General features: G+C 67.9%; 15 protein-coding genes. 7 read left to right on the top strand and 8 right to left on the bottom strand.

The genetic code is table 11. The features are described 5' to 3' along the window. Positions 1-187: 187 nt before the first annotated feature. From AC6LJ5_RS25660 to AC6LJ5_RS25650, 3 genes are all read right to left on the bottom strand, one after another. Positions 188-1216, bottom strand: coding sequence for a DctP family TRAP transporter solute-binding subunit (locus AC6LJ5_RS25660; RefSeq protein WP_103274933.1), 1029 nt, complete (start codon positions 1214-1216; stop codon positions 188-190). 70 nt (positions 1217-1286) lie between these two features. Further along, a complete protein-coding gene (locus AC6LJ5_RS25655; protein ID WP_103274932.1) occupies positions 1287-2585 on the bottom strand; it encodes a TRAP transporter large permease in 1299 nt (432 codons plus the stop codon). Beyond that, complete coding sequence (locus AC6LJ5_RS25650) at positions 2582-3109, bottom strand: TRAP transporter small permease (protein WP_392411334.1); 528 nt, start codon at positions 3107-3109, stop codon at positions 2582-2584. The genes AC6LJ5_RS25655 and AC6LJ5_RS25650 overlap by 4 nt, the downstream gene beginning before the upstream one ends. Positions 3110-3468: 359 nt before the next feature. Here AC6LJ5_RS25650 and purL point away from each other — a divergent pair, with 359 nt between their 5' ends. Continuing rightward, positions 3469-7527 carry a phosphoribosylformylglycinamidine synthase gene (gene purL / locus AC6LJ5_RS25645; protein WP_498141981.1) on the top strand — a complete coding sequence of 1353 codons (4059 nt, stop codon included), beginning with the start codon at positions 3469-3471 and terminating at the stop codon, positions 7525-7527. A 186-nt stretch (positions 7528-7713) separates the two neighbouring features. Here purL and AC6LJ5_RS25640 read toward each other — a convergent pair whose 3' ends face one another. Together AC6LJ5_RS25640 and AC6LJ5_RS25635 are read right to left on the bottom strand one after the other, a co-directional pair. Continuing rightward, positions 7714-8400 carry a DAPG hydrolase family protein gene (locus AC6LJ5_RS25640; RefSeq protein ID WP_103274928.1) on the bottom strand — a complete coding sequence of 229 codons (687 nt, stop codon included), beginning with the start codon at positions 8398-8400 and terminating at the stop codon, positions 7714-7716. Between the two features lie 13 nt (positions 8401-8413). After that, complete coding sequence (locus AC6LJ5_RS25635; RefSeq protein ID WP_498141980.1) at positions 8414-9646, bottom strand: MFS transporter; 1233 nt, start codon at positions 9644-9646, stop codon at positions 8414-8416. A gap of 103 nt (positions 9647-9749) precedes the next feature. On the opposite strand from AC6LJ5_RS25635, the gene AC6LJ5_RS25630 reads away from it, so the two are divergent. The 5 genes from AC6LJ5_RS25630 (at position 9750) to AC6LJ5_RS25610 (ending at position 15560) form a co-directional block, all read left to right on the top strand. Continuing rightward, positions 9750-10502: an IclR family transcriptional regulator gene (locus AC6LJ5_RS25630; RefSeq protein WP_103274927.1), complete on the top strand. Its 753-nt coding sequence runs from the start codon at positions 9750-9752 to the stop codon at positions 10500-10502. A 226-nt stretch (positions 10503-10728) separates the two neighbouring features. Beyond that, positions 10729-12354, top strand: a complete 1626-nt coding sequence (locus AC6LJ5_RS25625; RefSeq protein ID WP_103274926.1) for a methyl-accepting chemotaxis protein — start codon at positions 10729-10731, stop codon at positions 12352-12354. Positions 12355-12441: 87 nt separating this feature from the next. Then, positions 12442-13914, top strand: coding sequence for a M20 family metallopeptidase (locus tag AC6LJ5_RS25620; RefSeq protein ID WP_498141979.1), 1473 nt, complete (start codon positions 12442-12444; stop codon positions 13912-13914). Between the two features lie 87 nt (positions 13915-14001). Beyond that, positions 14002-14559, top strand: coding sequence for a DUF1415 domain-containing protein (locus AC6LJ5_RS25615; protein ID WP_103274924.1), 558 nt, complete (start codon positions 14002-14004; stop codon positions 14557-14559). A gap of 191 nt (positions 14560-14750) precedes the next feature. Continuing rightward, positions 14751-15560: a hypothetical protein gene (locus AC6LJ5_RS25610; RefSeq protein ID WP_498141978.1), complete on the top strand. Its 810-nt coding sequence runs from the start codon at positions 14751-14753 to the stop codon at positions 15558-15560. 21 nt (positions 15561-15581) lie between these two features. On the opposite strand, the gene AC6LJ5_RS25605 is transcribed toward AC6LJ5_RS25610, so the two are convergent. From AC6LJ5_RS25605 to AC6LJ5_RS25595, 3 genes are all read right to left on the bottom strand, one after another. After that, a complete protein-coding gene (locus tag AC6LJ5_RS25605; RefSeq protein WP_103274922.1) occupies positions 15582-16883 on the bottom strand; it encodes a UDP-N-acetylglucosamine 1-carboxyvinyltransferase in 1302 nt (433 codons plus the stop codon). A 173-nt stretch (positions 16884-17056) separates the two neighbouring features. Beyond that, entirely contained in the window at positions 17057-17581 is a 525-nt protein-coding gene (locus AC6LJ5_RS25600; RefSeq protein ID WP_498141977.1) for a hypothetical protein, read from the bottom strand. 73 nt (positions 17582-17654) lie between these two features. Beyond that, positions 17655-17855: a type 2 periplasmic-binding domain-containing protein gene (locus tag AC6LJ5_RS25595; RefSeq protein WP_158658446.1), complete on the bottom strand. Its 201-nt coding sequence runs from the start codon at positions 17853-17855 to the stop codon at positions 17655-17657. Positions 17856-18531: 676 nt separating this feature from the next. Between AC6LJ5_RS25595 and AC6LJ5_RS25590 the strand changes: the two genes are divergently transcribed. After that, a partial coding sequence (locus AC6LJ5_RS25590) for a beta strand repeat-containing protein (protein ID WP_498141976.1) occupies positions 18532-23185 on the top strand: 4654 nt, incomplete at its 3' end.

The following is a 23185-nucleotide window of genomic DNA, read 5'->3' as shown; positions in this document are numbered from 1 at the left end:
GGCTTGTGGCCGGCGCCCGTCCTAGATCGGCGGAACCTGCGTTCCGGCCTTGCTTGTGGCGGTCTCCCGGGCGGCTCTTCGCGCTGGCGCGCTGCGGCAGCCTCGGGAAACGGCCCGGCGGCGGCTCATGATGGCCGCCTTTCCCCCTGGGCTTGCTGCTAAATCCTTACGGTCTGCTTCCTGATCTTCACTTCTTGCGGGCCGCGATCGCCTTCTCGGCGGTGTTGACCAGATCCTCGCCGATCTGCTTCTTCCACTTGTCGTAGACCGGCTTGGTGATCTTGGCGAAGGCGTCGTGGTCGGCCTGGGACAGCGAGGTCACGGTGACGCCGTGGCCTTCGATTTCCTTGAGCAGCGACGGGTCTTCAGGCGTCACGCCCTTGCGCGCGATGACGATCTGCTGCTTGCCGGCGTCCAGCGCGGCCTGGCGCACGATCTCGCGGTCCTTCTCGGACCAGGCGTTCCAGACCTCCCTGTTGACCACGAAGATCAGCGGGTCGGCTACGTAGTTCCACAGCGTCAGGTATTTCTGGCCCACGGTGTAGAGCTTGGAGCCGGTGTAGATGGACAGCGGGTTCTCCTGGCCGTCGACCGCGCCGCTGGCCAGCGCCGGCTGGGCGTCGGCCCAGCTCATCTGCGTGGGGTTGGCGCCCAGCGCGGTGAAGGTGTCGATGTACAGCGGCGAGCCCACCACGCGCAGCTTCATGCCCTTCATGTCCTCGGGGCGCTTGATCTCGCGCTTGGAGTTCGACAGCTGGCGGTAGCCGTTCTCGCCCCAGGCCAGCGGCACCACGCCGGCTTTCTCGATGAGCTTGAACATCTCCTTGCCGACCTCGCCCTGCACCAGCGCGTCGATGGCGGCGTAGTCGGGCATCAGGAAGGGCAGCGAGAACAGGTTCAGCTGCTTGACCTGCGGCGACCAGTTGATGGTCGAGCCCACGGCCATGTCGATCACGCCCTGGCGGATGGCGGTGAATTCGCGGGTCTGGTCGCCCTGGACCAGCGAGGTGCCGGGATAGACCTTGATGTTGATGCGGCCCTGGGTGCGCTCGCGCACCAGGTTGGACCAGATCTCGGCGCCCTGGCCCCACGGGAAGGTGGTGCCGACGACGATGGAGAGCTTGTACTCGGGCTTGTAGGTCTGCGCGTGGGCGGGCGCCAGGCCGGCGACGGCGGCCGTGCACAAGGCGGCGGCGATCCAATTGCGGAACTTCATCTTGCGTCTCCTCTCTTCTCGTTGTGATGTCCGTACCTGTCCAGGCCGGCGCGCGGCGCGCGCCCGGCGTTCAATATCCCAGCTTGTGCGGCAGCCACAGCGCCAGTTGCGGGAACACCAGCACCGCCACCAGCACCAGGAACATCGCGCCCAGCAGCCACACCACCCAGGGCACCGTCGATTCCATCGGCACCCGCGCGATGCGGCATGACACCATCAGGTTCACCGCCAGCGGCGGGGTGAACTGGCCCAGCGCGACCTTCAGCGTCAGGATCACGCCGAACCACACCGGATCCCAGCCGTAGGCATTGGCGATGGGCATGAGCAGCGGCACGAAGATCAGGAAGATCGAGATGCCGTCCAGGAACATGCCCACCGTCATCAGCAGCAGGATCAGCAGCGCCAGCACGCCCCATTCGCCCAGCCCGGAATTGACGATCGCGTGCGTGATCGGGTCGATCACGCTGAGCGTGGACAGGGCCCAGGCGAAGATGCCGGCCAGCGTCACCACCAGCATGATCACGGCCGACAGCTCGGCGGCCTCGCGCAGGATGGTGAACAGATCGCGCGGCTTGATGCTGCGATGGATGAACATGCCCACGAACAGACCGTAGAACACCGCCACCACGGCGGCCTCGGTCGGCGTGAACCAGCCCATGCGCATGCCGCCCAGGATCAGCACCGGCGCGGCCAGGCCCCAGGACGCCTCGCGCAGGCTCTTCCAGAACGGCGGGCGCGGCAGGTGCGCTTCCAGCGAGCCCATCTTGTGCTTGCGCGACAGCCACACGGCCGGGATGATCAGCGCGAAGCCGGCCAGGATGCCGGGCACCATGCCGGCGGCGAACAGCGCCGGCACCGACGCGCCCGGCACCAGCACCGAGTAGATGATGAAGGCCACCGAGGGCGGGATCAGGATGTCGGTGGCGGCGCCGGCGGCCACCACCGCGGCCGAGAACGGGCCCGGATAACCGGCGCGCGACATGGCGGTGATCATCACCGCGCCCACGGCGGCGGCGCAGGCCGGGCCGGAGCCGGAGATGCCGCCCAGGAACATGGCCACCGCGATCGACACCAGCGGCAGCATGCCCGGACCGCGTCCGACGATGGCGATGGCGAAATCCACCAGGCGCCTGGCCACGCCCGAGCGGTCGAAGATCGAGCCGACCAGCACGAACATCGGGATCGCCAGCAGCGGGTACTTGGCCAGGCCGGCGTAGAAGTTCTGCGGCACGGTCAGGAGGCCATACCAGGGCGTGTCCAGGTTGGACAGCACGATGGCCACCGTGCCGCCCAGGCCCAGCGCCACGCCCACCGGCACGCCGATCAGCATCAGGACGATGAAGACCCCGAACAGGATGGCGGCGATCATGCCTGGCTCCGCAGGATGCGGCGCATCACGCCCAGCATGCGCAGCGAGATGGCGGCGGCCATCACCGGCAGCCAGATCGAATACCACCAGGTCGGCACGCCGATGGCGGGCGAGGTCTCTTCGTAGATGTATTCGTCGGCCACCAGCTTGACCGACAGCACCGTCAGCAGCACGAAGAACAGCAGCACGCAGCCGTTGGCGATCAGGGCCATGATGCGCTGGCGCCGGGGCGAGCCGTTGTCGGCCAGGATCTCGATGCGGATGTGGTGGTTGCGCACGAAGGCCATGCTGCCGCCGGTCATGGTCAGCACGATCAGCAGGAAGACGGAGATTTCCTCGGTCCAGGCGAAGGACTGGTCGGTGAAATAGCGCACCAGCACGTTCACGAAGGTGATCAGCGCCAGCGCCGCCAGCAATATCACGGCCAGCCAGTCCTCGATGGCCAGCGGCACTTTCACGTCGGGTTCGGGTTCAACGGGAAGAATCGGTTCGGCGGGCTCTGCGGAGGCTTCGGAGCGGGACATGGTGAGGCGGTATGGCCAGCGCGGCGGCGTGTGCGGGTTGGGGGGAGGTGTCGCAGCATCCTACCGTCGGGTTCCCGGCTGGGGTGTTCGTGTTTTCCCGTGTTTTTGGCGCTGGCCGCGCATGTTGCGATGCGGGATCGGATTTTCGAAAATCGGGATGGCCAGGCAGAATGTGCAGGAGATTCATGGATTTTCATGAATGCTGCGATGCGGGATCGAGGGTTGATCGGGGGCGAATTTTTTTGTAACACCAGGCCGGAAGCGGACGATCGAACGCCGCCCGCGCGCGCGCTCCGGGAAAACCCGCTTAACAGGTAAAATCCTCGTTTTGCTCCTTCCTCAAATACGGCGCCCGCATCGTGTCCCTTGTTCAGCATCTGCCTGGTTCCTCCGTCCTGTCCTCCTTCCGCCGCGATCGCCTGCTGGCGCAACTGAAAGAGGCCGGCCTGCCGGTGGCCGACATCTCCGCCCGCTACGAGCACTTCGTCAACACCGATGCCGCCCTGACGGCCGCGCAGCAGCAACAGCTGGCCCAACTGCTGGACTACGGCACGCCCGTGACCGGCGACACGCCCGCCAAGAGCCTGGAATTGCTGGTCATCCCGCGCCTGGGCACGATTTCCCCGTGGGCCAGCAAGGCCACCGACATCGCCCACAACTGCGGCCTGGACGCCGTGCGCCGCATCGAGCGCGGCGTGCGCTACGTGATCACGCCCGAGCGCGGCCTGCTGGGCGCCAAGAGCTTTGACGCCGCCATGCTGGCGCGCGCGGCCGACTGCCTGCATGACCGCATGACCGAAACCGTGGTCGACGCCGGCTTCGACGGTCAGGCGCTGTTCCAGACGCTGGCCGGCAAGCCCATGCGCACCGTGGCCGTGCAGGCGCGCGGCGCCGAGGCGCTGGTCGAGGCCAACGCCACGCTGGGCCTGGCGCTGTCCGACGACGAAATCGAATACCTGGCCAAGTCCTTCAGCGACCTGGGGCGCGACCCCACCGACGTCGAGCTGATGATGTTCGCCCAGGCCAACAGCGAGCACTGCCGCCACAAGATCTTCAACGCCCAGTGGGTGATCGACGGCCAGGAGCAGCCCAACACGCTGTTCGGCATGATCCGCGCCACCCACAAGGCCCAGCCCGCCGGCACCGTGGTCGCCTATTCCGACAATGCCGCCATCATGGAAGGCGGCCCGGCCCAGCGCTTCCAGGCCGGCGTGCCCGGCCTGCCGGGCGCGGCGGGCGAGGGCGCCGACCAGGCCCGCTATATCCGCCGCGACACCACCGTGCACACGCTGATGAAGGTGGAAACGCACAATCACCCGACCGCCATCGCGCCGTTTCCCGGCGCGTCCACCGGCGCGGGCGGCGAGATCCGCGACGAAGGCGCCACCGGCCGGGGTTCCAAGCCCAAGGCCGGCCTGACCGGCTTCACCGTGTCGCACCTGCGCTTTCCGGATGCGCCGCAGCCCTGGGAAGCCGACCATCACGGCCTGCCGGACCGCATCGCCTCGCCGCTGTCCATCATGATCGACGGCCCCATCGGCGGCGCCGCCTTCAACAACGAATTCGGCCGTCCCAACCTGCTGGGCTATTTCCGCAGCTTCGAGCAGACCGCCGGCGACACGCGCTGGGGCTATCACAAGCCCATCATGATCGCGGGCGGCCTGGGCAGCATCGACGCCGGCCTGACGCACAAGGACGTGATCCCGCCGGGCGCGCTGCTGATCCAGCTGGGCGGCCCGGGCTTTCGCATCGGCATGGGCGGCGGCGCCGCGTCCAGCATCAGCATGGGCAGCAACTCCGCCGAGCTGGACTTCGATTCCGTCCAGCGCGGCAATCCGGAATTGGAACGCCGCGCGCAGGAAGTCATCGACCGCTGCTGGCAGCAGGGCGAGCGCAACCCCATCATCGCCATCCATGACGTGGGCGCGGGCGGCCTGTCCAACGCCTTCCCCGAGCTGGTCAACGACGCCGGCCGCGGCGCCATCTTCGACCTGAAGCGCGTGCCCCTGGAAGAATCAGGCCTGTCGCCGGCCGAGATCTGGAGCAACGAATCGCAGGAGCGCTACGTCCTGTCGATCCTGCCGCAGGACCTGGACCGCTTCGACGCCATCGCGCGCCGCGAGCGCTGTCCCTACGCGGTGGTGGGCGTGGCCACCGAAGAGCGCCAGCTGCGCGTGGTCGACGGCGAGGGCCTGCCGGGCCTGGACGCCATCCGCGCGCAGGGCGCCGATGAAGTGCGTCCGGTGGATGTACCCATCGACGTGATCCTGGGCAAGCCGCCGCGCATGACGCGCGACGTCAAGCGCCTGCCTGGCGTGTCGGCCCCGCTGGACCTGGCCGGCATCGACCTGACCGAAGCCGCCTACCGCGTGCTGCGCCACCCCACCGTGGCCAACAAGTCCTTCCTCATCACCATCGGCGATCGCACCGTGGGCGGGCTCTCCAGCCGCGACCAGATGGTCGGTCCGTGGCAGGTGCCGGTGGCCGACTGCGCCGTGACGCTGGCCGACTACGAAGGCTTCCGCGGCGAAGCCATGTCCATGGGCGAACGCACGCCCATCGCCATGCTCGACGCGCCGGCCTCGGGCCGCATGGCCGTGGCCGAGGCCCTGACCAACCTGGCCGCCGCCGACGTGGCGCGCCTGGAAGACATCAAGCTGTCCGCCAACTGGATGGCCGCCTGCGGCGTGCCGGGCCAGGACGCGGCGCTGTACGACACCGTGTCGGCCGTCAGCGAGCTGTGCCAGGCCGCCGGCCTGTCCATCCCCGTCGGCAAGGACTCGCTGTCCATGAAGACCAGCTGGGAACAGGACGGCGAGCAGCGCCAGGTGGTGGCGCCGGTGTCGCTGATCGTCACGGCCTTCGCGCCGGTGGCCGACGTGCGCGCCAGCCTCACGCCGCAGCTGCGCACCGACGCCGGCGACAGCGTGCTGATCCTGGTCGACCTGGGTCGCGGCCGCCATCGCATGGGCGGCTCGATCCTGGCGCAGACCTACAACCAGGTTGGCGAGACGGTGCCGGACATCGACGCGCCGCAGGACTTGCGCGCGTTCTTCGTCACCATCCGCACGCTGGCCGAGGCCGGCACCATCCTGGCCTATCACGACCGTTCCGACGGCGGCCTGTTCGCCACGCTGACCGAAATGGCCTTCGCCGGCCGCACCGGCATCTCGGTCAACCTGGACATGCTGACCTTCGATCCGCAGTCGGCCGACTGGGGCGACTACAAGATCCGCCCCGAGCAGGTGGCCGTGCAGCGCGACGAGCTGACGCTCAAGGCGCTGTTCTCGGAAGAAGCCGGCGCCGTCATCCAGGTGCCGGCCGCGCAACGCGACGCCGTCATGCAGGTGCTGCGCGGCGCGGGCCTGTCGGCCCACTCGCACGTGATCGGCGGCCTGAACGCGGCCGACGAGATCGAGTTCTATCGCGACGGCAAGAAGGTCTGGGGCCAGCCGCGCGCCGACCTGGGCCGCGCCTGGAGCGAAGTGTCCTACCGCATCATGGCGCGCCGCGACAATCCGGCCTGCGCCCAGGCCGAGCTGGACGTCTGGAGCGACACGCAGGATCCGGGCATGCAGCCGAACGTGGACTTCGATCCGCAGGAAGACATCGCCGCGCCGTACATCGCCACCGGCAAGCGTCCGCGCGTGGCCATCCTGCGCGAGCAAGGCTGCAACAGCCAGGTTGAAATGGGTTGGGCCTTCGACACCGCCGGCTTCGAGGCCTACGACGTGCACATGACCGACCTGCTGGCCGGCCGCGTGGACCTGGCGGGCATGCAGGGCCTGGTGGCCGTGGGCGGCTTCAGCTACGGCGACGTGCTGGGCGCCGGCGAAGGCTGGGCCCGCACCATCCGCTTCAACAGTCGCCTGTCGGACCAGTTCGCCGCCTATTTCGCGCGCCCCGACACCTTCGCGCTGGGCGTGTGCAACGGCTGCCAGATGATGGCCGCGCTGGCGCCCATGATCCCCGGCGCCGAGGCCTGGCCGCGCTTCACGCGCAACCTGTCCGAGAAGTACGAGGCGCGCCTGGCCCTGGTGGAACTGGCCAAGTCGCCGTCGATCTTCTTCGCCGGCATGGACGGCGCGCGCATCCCGGTGGCCGTGGCGCACGGCGAAGGCTATGCCGATTTCTCGCAGCAGGGCGACGCCGGCCGCGTGCTGACGGCCGCGCGCTACATCGACAACCGCGGCCAGGCCACCGAGGCCTATCCGTTCAACCCCAACGGCAGCCCGGGCGGCCTGACCTCGGTCACCACCGCCGACGGCCGCTTCACGGTGATGATGCCGCACCCGGAACGCGTGACCCGCAACGTCATGATGTCCTGGGCCCCCGAAAAGTGGGGCAAGGCCGACGCCGGCGGCACGTTCAGCCCCTGGATGCGCATGTTCCGCAACGCACGCGTCTGGCTGAAGTAAAGCGCCAGGCATAGCTCGGGCTGCAGGCAAAAGGCCCCACCGCTTCAGGGCGGTGGGGCCTTTGTCCATGATGCGCCGCTTTCGCGACGGCGTACTCGAGACCTTGCTTTGGATCCACCGTCCTTGGAACGCCGTGTCCGGGCGGGCCCGGTATCCGGCGCGTGTCGGTGGCCTGCGGGGCTGCGCTTACCAGGGCAGCGTCACCGGCTTGGCGTCGCGGTTGTCGCCGGCGTGAATACCGGGCAGGAAGCGCGACAGGAAGGTGAACTCGTTGTAGCAGTGCATGAGCAGCGCGCGGCCGAAGTCGTCGCTGAATTCAGCCTTGAGCTGGTCCGGCGTCCAGCCGTCGGCGACCAGGTCCTGGCCCATGTAGAAATGGCTGCGCAGCGCCAGCCCCCATTTCGTGTCACGGCCGATGTGCAGCAGGCGGCCGCCCAGCACTTCGCCGGTGGGCAGGCGTTGCGGCGTCGCGCCCATGCCGACGCGGCCGCAGACGGCTGCTGAGATGGCGCCGCTGTCGCGCGCCGCGCGGTAGGCCTCGGCGCCAAAGAATTCGGCGGCGTCGCGGAACTGGATGGCCAGGTCGGCGGCGGGCATGCCGGTGAAGTACTCCTTCACCAGATGGATCGAACCCACGTGCGTATCGGCGCTGCCTTCGGCCCAGTCGCTGGACACGTGGTCCACGGGGTGCCACCAGATGTACTCGCGCGTGCCGGGACGCGAGCGGAACCACCATTCGAACATCTCGCCCGTGCAGTTGTGCAGATCGGTGCGGCAGGCCACGTGCAGCACGCCGTTGGGCAGCCGTTCAAAGCCGGTTTCCAGTTGCAGGGGAGCGGGGTCCAGCAGCAGGCTGGCTTGCGAGAGTTCCATGGCGCGAGTGTCCTCAGTCGTGACGGGGGGAGGGGCGCTGGCGGCCCATCGCGAGCGCGAAGGCGGCGGCCGACAGCAATGAAATCAGGCCGGCGCCGGCGAATACGACGCCGGGCCCGCCGGGCAGGAATTCCATGAAGGAAGACAGGAACTGGCCGCAGAAGATGGCCATGGACAGGTACGCCAGATGACGGGCCCGCGCGCCGTCGGCGCTATGTTCGATGACCAGGTGGTTGAGCAGCGGAATCGACAGGCCGAATCCCAGTCCATGCAGCAGGGCGCCCGCCAGCAGCGCCGGCCATTGCGCGGGCGACTGCGCCACGGTGAAACAGCCGTGGGCGGCCGCGTAGGCCAGCAGCGCGGCGACCAGCACGGCGCGGCCGCTGGCGCGACGGCCCAGCGCCGGCAGCAGCGCCGCGCCGCCCACCGCCACCAGCGAGATGAAGGACAGGAAGTAGCCGGTGCCGGCCTCATCGACGCCCAGGCCCGCGAGCCGGGCGGGCAGCATGATGATGCCGGCGAAGAACGCGACCATCGACAGCAGGGCGGCGGCGAAGGCGGTCTTGACCTGCGCCGGCATGGCGGCAGCGGTCGGGCCGCCGTGACGGGGCGTGGACGATACGGTGGGTGTGGCAGATGCAGGCGTTGCGGTCGATGCGGCGAATGCGGGCGCTGCGACCGCTGTGACGGGCACGCAGAAATGAACCAGCGCCAGCAGCGCCCAGGCGCACAGGTACAGCGCGAACGGCAGGCTCCAGCGCTGTTGCGCCAGCAGGCCGCCGGCGAACAGGAACAGCACCCCGCCCAGCTCGATGGCCATGCCCTGGCGCGCGATCATCGCCAGCCGCGCGCGGCCCGTGTAGAACGTGGAGATCAGTCCGGTGCCCGCCGCCATCACCAGCGCCGTGGCGCCGCCCAGCAGCAGCCGGTCGGCGTAGATCAGCCAGGCGCCGCGCAGGTACGGGCCCGCCGCGCCCAGCAGGCCGTACAGGAACAGGCCCAGCATCAGCGCGCGCCGCAATCCGGCCCGTTCCATCAGCCGGGCGGCGGCCGGGCCGAACAGCACCACGCCCAGCGCGGGCAGCGTGACCAGCCAGCTGCCGCCGGACCCGACGCCCAGTTGCGCGGCGACGGCGGGCAGCCCAGGAACGATCACGCAGCCCACCATGATGGTGAGCGTGGCCACGGCGAGCAGCGTATGGCTGCCGAGGGCGGATAAACTCTGATGGCCGGTGTGGGTATGCACGATTTTTGTTCCGCTTAGTGGATGTATGTTCCACTATTCGGATCGAATTGTCGTGGCTTGCCCCTGGGCTGTCAAGACACGCCAAGAGAATCGAGATAGGGAAATGAGCGAAGACAACGACTCCGCGTCGGGACGTCAGGTGATTTCGCGCGCCGCCGCGGTGCTGCGCGCGCTGGCCGAAGACAACAGCGGCCAGAGCCTGGGCCAGATCGCGAAGAAGACGGACCTGCCGCGCACCACCGTGCACCGCATCGTCGCGGCGCTGGAAGCGCAGCAGCTGGCCGCCACCACGCCCGCCGGCGTCCGACTCGGCCAGGCGCTGGTGCGGCTGGCGGCCTCGGCGCATACCGACGTGGTCGCCGCCGCGCGCCCCTTCGTCGAGGCGCTGGGGCGGCGGCTGCGCGAAACCGTGGACCTGTGCGTGTTCCGGGGCCAGCACGCGGTATCGGTCGACCAGTTCGCCTCGGACCAGGAACTGCGCGTGGTCGCGGCGGTGGGCACCGCCTATCCGATCCACTGCACCGCGCATGGCAAGGCCCTGCTGGCGCGCCTGGACGACGCGGCGCTGGAGGAGCTGCTGGGCGCGCGGCTGGAACGCCGCACCGCCAGCACCATCACCGCGCGCAAGGATCTGCTGGCGCAGCTGGCCGAGGTCCGGACTCGCGGCTGGGCACTGGACCTGGAGGAACACGCGGTCGGCATCTGCGGGATCGGCGTGCATATCGAGACCGGCCAATCCGAGCAGTACGCGCTGTCGGTCGCGCTGCCGGCCGCCCGCTACGAAGGGCAGCTCGACGCCTGCCTGGCGGCCTTGTTCCAGTGCAAGGCCGAGATTGAATCCTTGCTGGCCGGCTGATCCGGCGGCGGCCCTGGGCCGACGTCGGCGCGATGGACGTTCCGGCGGGGAAGGGCTGAAATGTAATGAGATATTTAACTTTTCATTGCATCAAGCCGTAATACAGGCACAGCCGCGCCGGCGTTCGGGCGCCCGCGCCGTCCATCCTTGCTTCCCGCCGCAGGATTTCTCCGTGCCCGGCCCTTGAACGCCTGGGCGCCGCTTTCGTGTAATCCCGGAGTGGCTCATGTTCAAGAACCTAAGCATCCGCGCGATCCTGACGACCGCGCTGGCCGTCTTTTTCGCGCTTTTCCTGGTCATCGGCATCGCCGTGCACCAACAACTGTCGTCCAACCGCAATTCCATCGAAGTCCTGCTAGACACTAACCTGGTGCGCGCCAGCGCCGTCGACAACGCGGGCGCCGAGCTGCTGCGCGCCCGCCTGGTGATGCTGGCCGCGCAGACCGCGCTGATGGAAGGCAAGTCCATCGACAACCTGGCCAGCATGCAGCGGCTGGACGGCTACCTGAAGAAGTCCGCCGATCTGATCGACAGCGTGCGCAAGATGCCCGAGACCTCGCCGGTGGGCAAGCCGCTGTTCGAGGCCGCGCTGGCCGCCTATGACGTGTATCAGCGCGACGCCATCACGCCGATGGTCGCGGCCATCCGCGCCGGCAAGGCGCAGGAGGCCGGCAAGCTGAACCTGGAGAAAGTCACGCCGCTGGGCCTGGTCTTCACCGCCGCGATCCAGAAGTATGTGGACTTCGCCGATGAAGTGGGCCAGCGCGTGGCGCGCGAAGCGTCCGCCCGCATCAACGGTGCGCTGGCGTTCCTGGTCGCCGCGCTGGCCGTGGTGGCGGCGCTGGTGGTGGGCGTGTACGCGGTGTTCGCGCGCGCGGTCTTCCGCCCGCTGCACGAGGCCGGACGGCTGTTCGACAGCATCGCCGGCGGCGACCTGACCAACCGCGTCGAGCAGCGCGCCAACAATGAAATCGGCATCCTTTACGCGGCGGTCAAGCGCATGCAGGACAGTCTGGCCCGCACCGTTTCGGCGGTGCGCCATGGCGTCGAGGAAATCCATACCGGCGCGCGCGAGATCGCCGCCGGCAACATCGACCTGTCCTCGCGCACCGAACAGCAGGCCGCCTCGCTGGAGGAAACCGCCGCCAGCATGGACGAGCTGTCGTCCACCGTGCGCCACAACGCCGACAGCTCGCGCAACGCCTCGGAGCTGGCCGTGGCCGCGTCCGACGTGGCCACGCGCGGCGGCCGCGCCGTCGGCGAGGTGGTGGGCACCATGCGCGCCATCGCCGACAGCTCCAGCCGCATCGCCGATATCGTCGGCGTGATCGAGGGCATCGCCTTCCAGACCAACATCCTGGCGTTGAACGCGGCCGTGGAAGCGGCTCGCGCCGGCGAGCAGGGCAAGGGCTTCGCGGTGGTGGCCAGCGAAGTGCGCGCGCTGGCCCAGCGCAGCGGCCAGGCGGCCAAGGAAATCAAGGGCTTGATCGACGACTCGGTGCAGAAGGTCTCGATCGGCTCGGACCAGGTGGAGGCCGCCGGCGCCACCATGCAGGAAATCGTCGCCTCGGTGCGGCGCGTCACCAGCATCATCAACGAAATCTCCAGCGCGTCCGAGGAGCAGTCGCGCGGCATCCAGCAGGTCAACCAGGCCGTCTCGCAGATGGACAGCGTGACCCAGCAGAACGCCGCGCTGGTCGAGCAGGCCGCCGCCTCGGCCGCGTCGCTGGAAACGCAATCGCAGCGCCTGCGCGAAGCGGTGGCGGTGTTCAAGTTGCAGACCGGCCGCGTGATCGAGGCCGAGACCCCGGCGCTGGGCCGGGGCGCGGAGCCGGCGCTGCTGGGCGCTTGAATCGGGGACAAAAGATGCCGCCCGTGCCGGGCGGGCATAGAATATCGGTTTGCCCACCCGCATCGCATACCTACAGGATTTCGCGCCATGAACGCACGCATCCCCGACGACGCCCTGCCTCCCACCCTAGACCCCAAGGCGCTGCAGGCCTTCGTGGACGACAAGTGGGACAACGAGATCATTCCCGCGCTGACCGATTACATCGCGGTCCCGGCCAAGAGCCCGGCCTTTGACGCCGACTGGGAAAAGAACGCCTTCATCGAGCGCGTGGTGCGCGACGCGGCGCAGTGGGTCGAGGCGCAGAAGGTCTCCGGCCTGACGCTGGAAGTGGTGCGCCTGCCGGGCCGCACGCCCGTCATCTTCTTCGACGCGCCCGCCACCCGCAGCGACAACGGCGACACCATCCTGCTGTACGGCCACCTGGACAAGCAGCCGGAATTCTCCGGCTGGCGCGCCGGCCTGGGCCCCTGGACCCCCAAGCTCGAGGACGGCAAGCTCTATGGCCGTGGCGGCGCCGACGACGGCTACGCCGTCTACGCCTCGCTGACCGCCATCATGGCGCTGGACAAGCAGGGCGTGCCGCGCCCGCGCTGCGTCGGCATCGTCGAGACCTGTGAGGAATCCGGCAGCTACGATCTGCTGCCCTACGTCGACGCGCTGCGCAGCCGCCTGGGCAACGTCGCGCTGGTGGTGTGCCTGGACTCGGGCGCCGGCAACTACGACCAGCTCTGGATGACCACCTCGTTGCGCGGCATGGTCTCGGGCACGCTGGAAGTGCAGGTGCTGGACGAGGGCGTGCACTCGGGCGACTCCAGCGGCGTGGTGCCGTCGTCGTTCCGCATCCTGCGCCACCTGCTGGACCGCCTGGAAGACAGTTCCACGGGCCGCCTGCTGCCGCAGAGCCTGCATTGCGAGATCCCGGCCGAGCGCGTCGAGCAGGTGCACGCCACCGCGCGCATCCTGGGCGACGAGGTCTGGCGCCGTTTCCCCTGGAGCTGCGGCGCCGATGGCGGCTTCGTGCTGCCCATGACCACCGAGCCCGAACAGGCCCTGCTGAACCGCACCTGGCGTCCGACGCTGTCGGTGACCGGCGCCGAGGGCCTGCCGCCGCTGTCCAGCGCCGGCAACGTGCTGCGCCCGCGCACCGCCTTCAAGCTGTCGCTGCGCCTGCCGCCGCTGGTCGACGCCGTGGCCGCCTCGCAGGAGATCAAGGCGCTGCTGGAAGCCGACGCGCCATACAACGCCAAGGTCATCTTCAAGGCCAACGAAGGCGCCGCCACCGGCTGGAACGCACCGGCCTCGGCGCCCTGGCTGACCCAGGCGCTGGACGCCGCCTCGCAGGCCTACTACGGTTCGCCCTGCGGCTACATCGGCCAGGGCGGCACCATCCCGCTGATGAGCATCCTGCAAAAGGGCTTCCCCAAGGCGCAGTTCATGGTCTGCGGCGTGCTGGGCCCGAAGTCCAACGCCCACGGCCCCAACGAGTTCCTGCACATTCCCTACGGCAAGAAGCTCACCGCCGCCGTGGCCCAGACCATGGCCGCGATGCCGGCCGCCTGATCCGCCGTCCGCCCGGCCTTGCCGCCGGGCAGGCGCGGCAAGGCGCGGGCCTGTCGGCCCGCGCTTTTCTTTTCCGGAATTCCATCCATGATCACCACCTCCGACGCCTACGCCAGCGTGCTGGAAGAAACCCAGCACTGGCTCAACCAGGCCGTCATCGGCCTGAACCTCTGTCCCTTCGCCAAGGCGGTCCAGGTCAAGGACCAGATCCGCTACGCCATCAGCGACGCCACCGACGCCGAGGGCGTGCTGACCGATCTGCAGGACGAATTGGCGCTGCTGGCCGAGGCCGACCCCGAGCAGATCGACACCACGCTGTTGATCCTGCCCGACGCGTTCGACGATTTCCTGGATTTCAACGACTTCGAGGAAATCTCCAACCGCCTGCTCAAGCGCATGGACCTGGTGGGCGAGCTGCAGGTCGCGACCTTCCATCCGCAGTTCCAGTTCGCCGACACCGAGCCGGACGATATCGAGAACTGCACCAACCGTTCGCCGTATCCGATCCTGCACCTGCTGCGCGAAGAGAGCATCGACCGCGCGGTGGATGCGTTCCCGGACGCCGCCGAGATCTATGAGAAGAACATCGAGACGATGAAGCGGCTGGGTGTCGAGGGGTGGAAGCGGCTGATGCGCGCGCCCTGAGCGGGTGGCGCGTGGCGGACCGTCAATTTTTGAACGCGTCGTGCTGCTGGACCGCCGCTACCAGGTTTGGATATAAGAAGGACTCGACCAGCCTTTGAAAATTCGCGTCCGCGCTCCCCGCGCGCGGCCCGTGTCTGCATGTCTTGTTTTTGTTGCCCTTCAATCCAAGCAAGAAACCTGGAGCAAGAACCATGATACGCACGCTGTATTGCACCGCCCTGTTCGCCTTGACGACCGTGGCCCAGGCCGCGCCATCCTGCCCGCTGGCGCATTGGGACGATTACGGCGGCACGCAACTGTTCCGCAATGCCGGGCAGGGCGCCTACGTGTTCGCCACCACGCATGCGCAGGTGGATGCCGATGGCGCGCCCAACGCCTATCACCCTGACGATGTCGGCCTGAATTGCAAGACAGGCACGGGATTCAAGGGCCTGGATTGTCCGGCCAATGGCGGCTATCCGAATGGCGACTGGTGGCCTTCCGCCATCGTTCCGGATCCGAAGAACAAAAAGAAGGGCTACGTCCAGCCTGACGGCGAGTTCAAGGGATTCTTCGTGTCGCAGACGTCGCTCAGGGACGGTGCCCGGTCGGATCTGGATCCGGCCAAGTATGTCAACGCCGCGGCGGTGCCTTACCTGGTCTTTCCCGGGGCATTCCATCAGAAAGCGGGCACGGGAACGCTGGGCGACCTGGGCTATGCGGTGAACCTGGACAACGGCAAGACGTCGGCGTTCATCGTGGCGGAGGTCGGGCCCTCGGATGCGAAATTGGGGGAAATGTCGATTGCCCTGGCGCAGGCGCTGGGCGGACAGAACCCCAATCCGCGCACGGGCGCCGGCAAGCCGGACGGCAAGATCGCCTACGTGGTGTTTCCGAAAAGCCGGGCCAATCCCGCGTGGCCCCTGACCAATCAACAAATCGGCGACCGCGTCCAGGACCTGCTCAAGCAGTTGCCCGGGGGCATGGAGACCCTCAAGGCTTGCGGCGCCGGCGCGAAATAGGCGCCGGGCCCGCGCCGGTCCTCATTCCTCGTTGGCCCACTCCACCTGCACGCCCAGGCTGCGCAGGTTCTCGACGAAGCGCGGATGGGCGCGGCGGATCGGCGTGGCGTTGCGGATCTCGGAGCGGCCCTTGATGCTGCTGGCCACCATGAACAGCGCGATGGCCACGCGGATGATGTAGGGGCTCTCGACCACGGCCGGCGTGAGGGCATTGCCGCCGAAGGTGACGACGCGGTGCGGGTCCGACGAGAATACGTGGGCGCCGAACTTGGACAGCTCGCCGGTCCAGCCCAGCGCGCCGTCATAGACCTTGTTCCAGAACATGGCGTTGCCTTCGGCGCACACGCCCAGCGCGATGAAGATCGGCAGCAGGTCCACCGGGAAATACGGCCAGGGCGCGGCCTCGACCTTGGTCAGCACGTTGCTGGTGAAGGGCGTCTGCACCTTCAGCGGGCCGTCGCGGAATGCGCGCGACCAGCCGTCCTTGTGTTCGATGCGCACGCCGAACTTGGCGAACGTGCGGTCGATCAGCGGGAAATTGCCCGGCGTGCTGTTGCGCACCACCACGTCGCCGCCGGTGATCGCGCCCAGCGCCAGGAAGGTGGTGATCTCGTGGAAGTCTTCCTCGAACGTGAACTCGCCGCCCTTGAGCGCCGCGCCGCCGCGCACCGCCAGCCGCGAGGTGCCGATGCCGTCGATGTCCGCGCCCATCATCGCCATGAAGCGGCAGAATTCCTGCACGTGCGGTTCCGACGCGGCGTTGGTCAGCGTCGATTCGCCTTGCGCGGCGGCCGCGCACAGCACGAAGTTCTCGGTGGTGGTTACCGAGGCATAGTCCAGCCAGTGATGGGTGGGGTGTAGCGGGCCGCTGCTGCGCACCAGCAGCGAGCCGTCGGCGCGTTCCACCTGGCCGCCGAAGGAGCGGAAGATGTCCACGTGCGGATCGATCTCGCGCACGCCCAGCGTGCAGCCCTTGACGTTATCCTCCAGCCGCGCCACGCCGAAGCGCGCCAGCAGCGGCGGCACCAGCATGATGGACGAGCGCATTTCCTCGGGCAGCCGATGCACGGCGGCATCGAAGCGCGTATCGCGATGGTGCAGTTCCAGCACGCGGGTGGTTTCGTCCAGCTTCACCTGGCTGCCCAGGGCGCGGAAGATGTCCAGGATCTTGCGCACGTCGGTGATGTCCGGCACGCCGTTCAGCCGCAGCGGCTGGTCGGTCAGCAGCGTGGCGCACAGGATCGGCAGGACCGCGTTCTTGTTGGCGGAAGGAACGACGCGGCCGCGCAGGGGCGTGCCGCCGTGGACGATGAGGTTGGACATTGGGGGAAGGCGGGTAAGGCGTTGGGGAAAGCTGCCCGGGGATTGTAACGTCGGCGCGGCCGCCCGCCGGGGCGGGAAGGATTGCCAAAGGTGTCAGGCTACGAGGCTTTGCGACAGGAAGCGTCGGTGCCGGTGCCCACTGCGGCGCGCCTGATTGGGCGAGGCCGCCGCGCTCAGGCCACCGGGCGCGGCGGCGTCCAGCAGAACCATCGCAACACGGGCTCCGAACCCGGCGCGTCCGGATCGTCATGCTCGAATCCAACTTCCACGCCGCCCTCGGTCAGCGCCACGAAGGCATAAGGCGGCGAATACGGCCGGATCGAGCGGATGCCGATGCCCAGCGCCGCCGCGGTCGCCTCGAACTGCGCCAGCGAGGTGCCCTCGCGCAGCGGGCCGGGATCGGCGAGTTTCAGCGGTCCGCCGTCGGGCGTGCCGCGCCGGCCGCTGAAGCTGTCCACGAACAGCGTCGTCAGCTCGGACGGCGCGGCGAAATGGAATTCCACATCGCCATAGGCCAGGATCAGCGGGAAGCAGCGCGCGTCGCCCGCGACATAGGCGCGGTCCAGGTCGCCGGGGGCGTAGGCCTCGTCCGGCGCGCCCAGCGCCAGGAACACGTCCTCGGGCGTGCAGTGGACCTTGGGTGTGTAGGGCCCGAAGGCGCCCAGGCGCAGGAAATCGAGCAGGGAGATGGGTGTCATGTAAGGGGGCGCGGACTTCTGGTCGGGCGCGGGGTCGAGGTTCGGGATGAGGATGGCGGGCTGGCGCCTGGTTTCAAGCGCCGGCCGCAGCCTGCGCGGATTCTACGATTTGTCCGCGCAGCCAGGCATGGACGGGATCGTCCTGGAAGCGCTCGTGCCAGATCATGGCGGGCGACAGCGGCGGCATGGGCAGGGGCAGGTCCACGACGTGCAACGCCAGCGTGGCCGCCAGCCGCCGCGCCAGTCGCACGAACCGCGCCATCAATCCCGGCACGAGCAGCAGCGCCTGGTGGTCATATGCGGCGAGGGTGTAGCGGCCCGAGGCCGTGGCCGTATCGACGGACGTCGGCAGGACGATGGCGCGGGCCGATTCCAGCAGGCGGCCGACCGGGCCAGTCAGCTGTTGGTCCCGGGGCGATGGCGGGGCGGATTTTCGGGGAGTTCCTATTGATCAGACTGATTTATTCGATGGTTCTGAATAATGCGCCGGAGCAGGCGTTTAAACGAGGGGAATAATCGCGGAGCGGTTTTTTGCGTCGGCATGCGGCAGGAATGGCTGCTGGGCATTGGAATGGGCGGAATTTATTTTTTTGTATCGGTCGAAAATAAGGACGAGCTATCTGATTCCTGTCCGATGGGCGTCGGCGAAAGTCTGCATGCTTGAAGGAATATTCCTATTTGAGCTGATGATTGTTCAGTAGTAATGGATTGGGGTTGATGGAGTTAATAATAAGAATATGATTTTCCCGTCATCTGCGCTATTGATCGGTATTCGTGTCGCATGCCAAAGTTAATCAAAGATCGTATTTTGTTTTTTATTAACTATTTCCCCCCTGAATTGTCCCGCGGAGTGTTCTCGCGAATCCGGCAGCGTCCATCCGCTATCGGGTAGGCCGCCGCGCGCGCCAATTCGCCTGCCTCCCCGGTTCATCGTCGGGCTGGAGGCTGGCATGCAAGTACGGAAGCAGTCGTTTGTCCCGGCGCCGCGACGCCTGAGCGTGCTGATCGGCGTGGCTTTGTTTGGCGGCTTGCCTGGTCCGCTTGCCCATGCCGCCTGTGTCACTACCGGCCTCACCACCGTCTGCGATACCAGCGCGCCCAACCCGTCGACCGGGAGAATCGGCGGCCAGGGCGCCAGCAGTCCTGCCAACCAGTCCGTGACGCTGCGGCCCGGCGCCCAGCTGACGGCGGGCAACACGCATGCTATCAGCCTGGGGGACAACGCGACCATCCTGCTTGAGGACGGCGCGGTGGTGAGCAACTCGGCGTCGGCGACTACTCCGGTCACGGACGGGTGGGGCGCCCGCGGCAACACGATCGAGTTCGGCTCCAATGGCAAGCTCACGATCTCGGCAAACGCCAAGGTCCAGGCGCTGGGCACCGATACGATGGGCGAGGCCGTCAATGTCATGGGTGGCGGCAACACCATTATCAACTATGGACTGATCTCGGCCGTCAGCGCGCCCGCGATCTGGTTCCAGGATCTGGTCGTGGGTGTACCCAATGCGATCGAGAACTACGGCATCATCGAGTCAGGCGATCGCATCACCAGCAACGTCATTGGCAACAGCGGCAACGGCGCCGTTACCTTCTACAACCATAGCGGTGCTTCCGTGCACGGCAGTCTGAATTTTGGTGGCGGCAGCGATAGCCTCTTGCTGGCGCCCCACTCCACCATCACGGGCAACATCGGCGGCGGCGGTGGCAACAATACCTTGATCCTGTACGGAGAGGCCGGCTCCGACGATACCTTGACAGGCGCCATTACCAACTTCCAATCAATACGCAAGGATGGGGACGGCAAGTGGACCCTGACCGGATCCATCGGCAACAACAGCAGCGCTGGCGGCGCGCCGTTGGCGGTCCAGGTGCGGCAGGGCACGCTGGCCCTGACCGGCAACAACAGCAGCTTCAACGGGTCGCTCAGGGTGGAGCTGGCTGGCACGCTGGAAGCCCGCGCGCAAAGCCTGCCGCCCAGCGTGATCAACAACGGCCTGGTGCTGTTCAACCAGCCGGATAACGGCACCTATGCCGGCACGATCGGCGGCGGCACCGGCCATGTCGCAAAGAGCGGCGCTGGCATCCTGACGCTGAGCGGGGCCAACACCTACGGGGGCCAGACGTACATCGACGGCGGCAGCATCGCGGTGGGGGCCGACAACGCGTTGGGCAACAGTAACGGCAAAGTGCTGTTGAATGGCGGCGCGCTGGTATTCAACAACAGCTTCAGCTTGTCGAACAGCCGCAACGTCGAATTGGCCTCCAACAACGGCACGCTCAGCGCCAATGCCGGCGTGACCGGCACGCTGACCCAGGTCGTCTCGGGCGCGGGCACCCTGACCAAGGATGGGCCGGGCACCATCGTGCTGGCCAACAACGGCAACAGTTGGGCGGGCGGCACCATCATCGCCGCCGGCACGCTGCAATTGGGCTCTGGCGGCGTGTCCGGCAGCCTGCCAAGCGGATCGGCCGTCACCAACAATGGCACGCTGCTGCTGAACCGCACCGGCGCGTTCACCGTGGGCAATCTGATCTCCGGTTCGGGCGGTCTCAGCCAGATAGCCTCGTCGGGCATCGCCACCTTGACCGGCGACAACAGCTACGCCGGCCCCACGACGGTGGCGGCCGGCACCTTGTATGTCAATGGCGCGCAGACCGGCAAGGGAGCGGCCACGGTCGCCAGCGGCGCCACGCTGGGCGGCACGGGCAAGCTGGGCGGCAATGTCACGATCCAGTCCGGCGGCACGCTGGCCCCGGGCGGGGCTGGCGCGGCGGCGGGCACGTTGACGATCGACGGTGATCTGACGCTGCAGAGCGGATCCCTGCTGTCGTACTCACTGGGCCAGGCCGGCGTCACGGGCGGCGCGCTGAACGACCTGACCAACGTGGGCGGCAATCTGGCGCTGGGCGGTACGCTCAATGTGTCGACCTCGACCGGCGGCACGTTCGGTCCCGGCGTCTATCGGCTCTTCAACTACGGCGGCGCGCGCAGCGGCTCGCTGACGCTGGGCACGATGCCCGTGGCGGGCAATTACTTCATCCAGACCTCGGTGGACAAGCAGGTCAACCTGGTCAACGCCGATGGCCTGACGCTGAATTACTGGGATGGCGACGCCGGGCCCAAGAACAACGGCGTGATTGATGGCGGTTCGGGCACCTGGAGGGTCGGCGGCGCGGGGACCAGCGACAACTGGACCAACACCGCCGGTACGGTCAACGCGGCCTGGAGCCAGGGCGCATTCGCCGTATTCGCGGGACAGGGCGGCAACGTGAAAGTGGACAGCGCCACCGCCATCCAGGTCCAGGGCATGCAGTTCGCGGCGAATGGCTACACCCTGGTGAACAACGCCGGGACGGATGCGCTGACACTGACAGGCGCGGTCGTATCCGGCGGCGGGCCGAACGAGGCGGACGTGCGCGTCGGCGACGGCTCGGCCGGCGGCGCCGGCTACACGGCCAACATCGCCGCCACGCTGGCGGGCGCGGCCAGGCTGGTCAAGACGGACCTGGGCACATTGGTGCTGTCCGGTGTCAATACCTATGCCGGCGGCACCGTTGTCAAAAGCGGCACGCTGCAGGTAGCGCAGAACCTCAATCTTGGCGCGGCTTCGGGCGCGCTATCGCTGGACGGCGGCACGCTGGCCGCGACCGCGAGTTTCAACACGGGGCGCGCCATCACGCTGGGCGCGGGCAGCGGCGGCATCAACGTGATGGGCGCAGCCACCGATCTTGGCGTGACCAGCGCCATCGGCGGCAGCGGCGCATTGACCAAGCTGGGCGACGGCTCGCTGACGCTGCAAGCGGATAACAGCTACACCGGGGGCACCACGATCTCTGGCGGCATCCTGCACCTGGGCGGCGGCTCGGGTGGATCCGCCACCGGCAGCATCCTGGGCAACGTGACCAACAACGGCAATCTGGTTTTCAATCGCAACAACACCTATACCTTCGCCGGCGTCATCAGCGGCACGGGATCGATCAGGCAATTTGGTGGCGGCACGACGGTATTGACGGCCGACAACAGCTATACCGGCGGCACGACGATCACGCTCGGCACGCTGCAGCTGGGCGAGGGCGCTGGCGGTTCAATGGCCGGCAGCATCGTTGGCGACGTCATCAACAGAAGTGCGCTGATCTTCAACCGCAGCAACACCCATACCTATGCCGGGGTAATCAGCGACATCGGATCGGTCACGCAGCGGGGCAACGGCACCACGGTGCTGAGTGGCGACAATACCTACACCGGCGGCACCACCATCGTGGCGGGCGCATTGCAACTGGGCGCGGGCGGGGCCACCGGCGGCATCGTCGGCAACGTCGTCAATAACGGCAGTCTGATTTTCAACCGTGGCAACACCTATACCCATGGCGGCGTCATCAGCGGCGCGGGCAACGTCGTGCAACGGGGCGCTGGCACCACTGTGCTCGGTGGCGTCAACACCTACACCGGCGGCACGGCGGTCAACAGCGGCACGCTGCAGATATCCCAGGACGCGAACCTGGGCAATGCGGCGGGCGCGCTGTCGCTGGACGGGGGCACGCTGGCCACCACCGCGAGTTTCAACACGGCGCGCGCCACCACGCTGGGCGCGGGCGGCGGCGGCATCAATGTCGCCGCGAGCACCAGCCTCGGCATGACCAGCGCGATCAGCGGCAGCGGCGCGCTGAGCAAGGGCGGGGCGGGCACGCTGACACTGCACGCGGACAACGTCTATGCGGGAGGCACGACGATCACGGCGGGCACGCTGCAGCTGGGCGCCGGCGCGGGTGGCTCCGCCACGGGCAGCATCAGCGGCAACGTGGCCAACAGTGGCACGCTGGCCTTCAATCGCGGCAACACCCACACCTTCGGCGGGCTGATCAGCGGTTCGGGCGGCGTTACGCAATTGGGCAACGGCGCCACGGTCCTGACCGCCAACAATACCTACACTGGCGGCACCACGATCACGGCGGGCATCTTGCAGCTGGGCGCGGGCGCGGGTGGATCCACGGCCGGCGGCATCGTCGGCGACGTGACCAACAACGGCAGCCTGGTTGTCAATCGCAGCAATACCTATACGCTGGGCGGGACCATCAGCGGCACGGGTTCGGTCACGCAGCAGGGCAACGGCACCACGGTCCTGACGGCCGCCAATACCTACACTGGCGGCACCACGATCACGGCGGGCGTCTTGCAATTGGGCGCGGGCGGCACGACGGGCAGCATCGTCGGCAACGTGAGCAACAACGGCGCGTTGGCCTTCAATCGGAGCGATACCTACACCTACGGCGGGGTCGTCAGCGGCACGGGTTCGGTCGTTCAGCAGGGCGCGGGCGCCACGGTGCTCAGCGGCGCCAACCGCTACACGGGCGCGACCACGGTTAGCGCGGGCAGCCTGTATGTCAACGGCGACCAGACGGCCGCGACCGGCGCGACGACGGTGACCGACGCCAAGCTGGGGGGCAAGGGCGTGATAGGCGGCAACGTGACGTTGACGGGTAATAGCACGCTGTCGCCGGGCGACAACAGTACCGCGCCAGGCACGCTGACGATCAAGGGCAATCTGGCGCTGGGCAGCGGCACGACGCTGGACTATTCGTTCGGCGAGGCCAACGTGGTCGGCG

The sequence above is a fragment of the Achromobacter sp. 1011791174 genome, assembly GCF_059760925.1.
The sequence above is the reverse complement of the archived record's forward strand: the minus strand, read 5'-3'. Positions and strand labels throughout refer to the sequence as shown.

Coding starts and splice junctions, on each gene's coding strand:
- AC6LJ5_RS25615 (WP_103274924.1), top strand. CDS start 14,002: ATGATCACCACCTCCGACGCCTACGCCAGCGTGCTGGAAGAAACCCAG.
- AC6LJ5_RS25640 (WP_103274928.1), bottom strand. CDS start 8,400: ATGGAACTCTCGCAAGCCAGCCTGCTGCTGGACCCCGCTCCCCTGCAA.
- AC6LJ5_RS25610 (WP_498141978.1), top strand. CDS start 14,751: ATGATACGCACGCTGTATTGCACCGCCCTGTTCGCCTTGACGACCGTG.
- AC6LJ5_RS25605 (WP_103274922.1), bottom strand. CDS start 16,883: ATGTCCAACCTCATCGTCCACGGCGGCACGCCCCTGCGCGGCCGCGTC.
- AC6LJ5_RS25655 (WP_103274932.1), bottom strand. CDS start 2,585: ATGATCGCCGCCATCCTGTTCGGGGTCTTCATCGTCCTGATGCTGATC.
- AC6LJ5_RS25650 (WP_392411334.1), bottom strand. CDS start 3,109: ATGTCCCGCTCCGAAGCCTCCGCAGAGCCCGCCGAACCGATTCTTCCC.
- AC6LJ5_RS25660 (WP_103274933.1), bottom strand. CDS start 1,216: ATGAAGTTCCGCAATTGGATCGCCGCCGCCTTGTGCACGGCCGCCGTC.
- AC6LJ5_RS25630 (WP_103274927.1), top strand. CDS start 9,750: ATGAGCGAAGACAACGACTCCGCGTCGGGACGTCAGGTGATTTCGCGC.
- AC6LJ5_RS25620 (WP_498141979.1), top strand. CDS start 12,442: ATGAACGCACGCATCCCCGACGACGCCCTGCCTCCCACCCTAGACCCC.
- AC6LJ5_RS25600 (WP_498141977.1), bottom strand. CDS start 17,581: ATGACACCCATCTCCCTGCTCGATTTCCTGCGCCTGGGCGCCTTCGGG.
- AC6LJ5_RS25625 (WP_103274926.1), top strand. CDS start 10,729: ATGTTCAAGAACCTAAGCATCCGCGCGATCCTGACGACCGCGCTGGCC.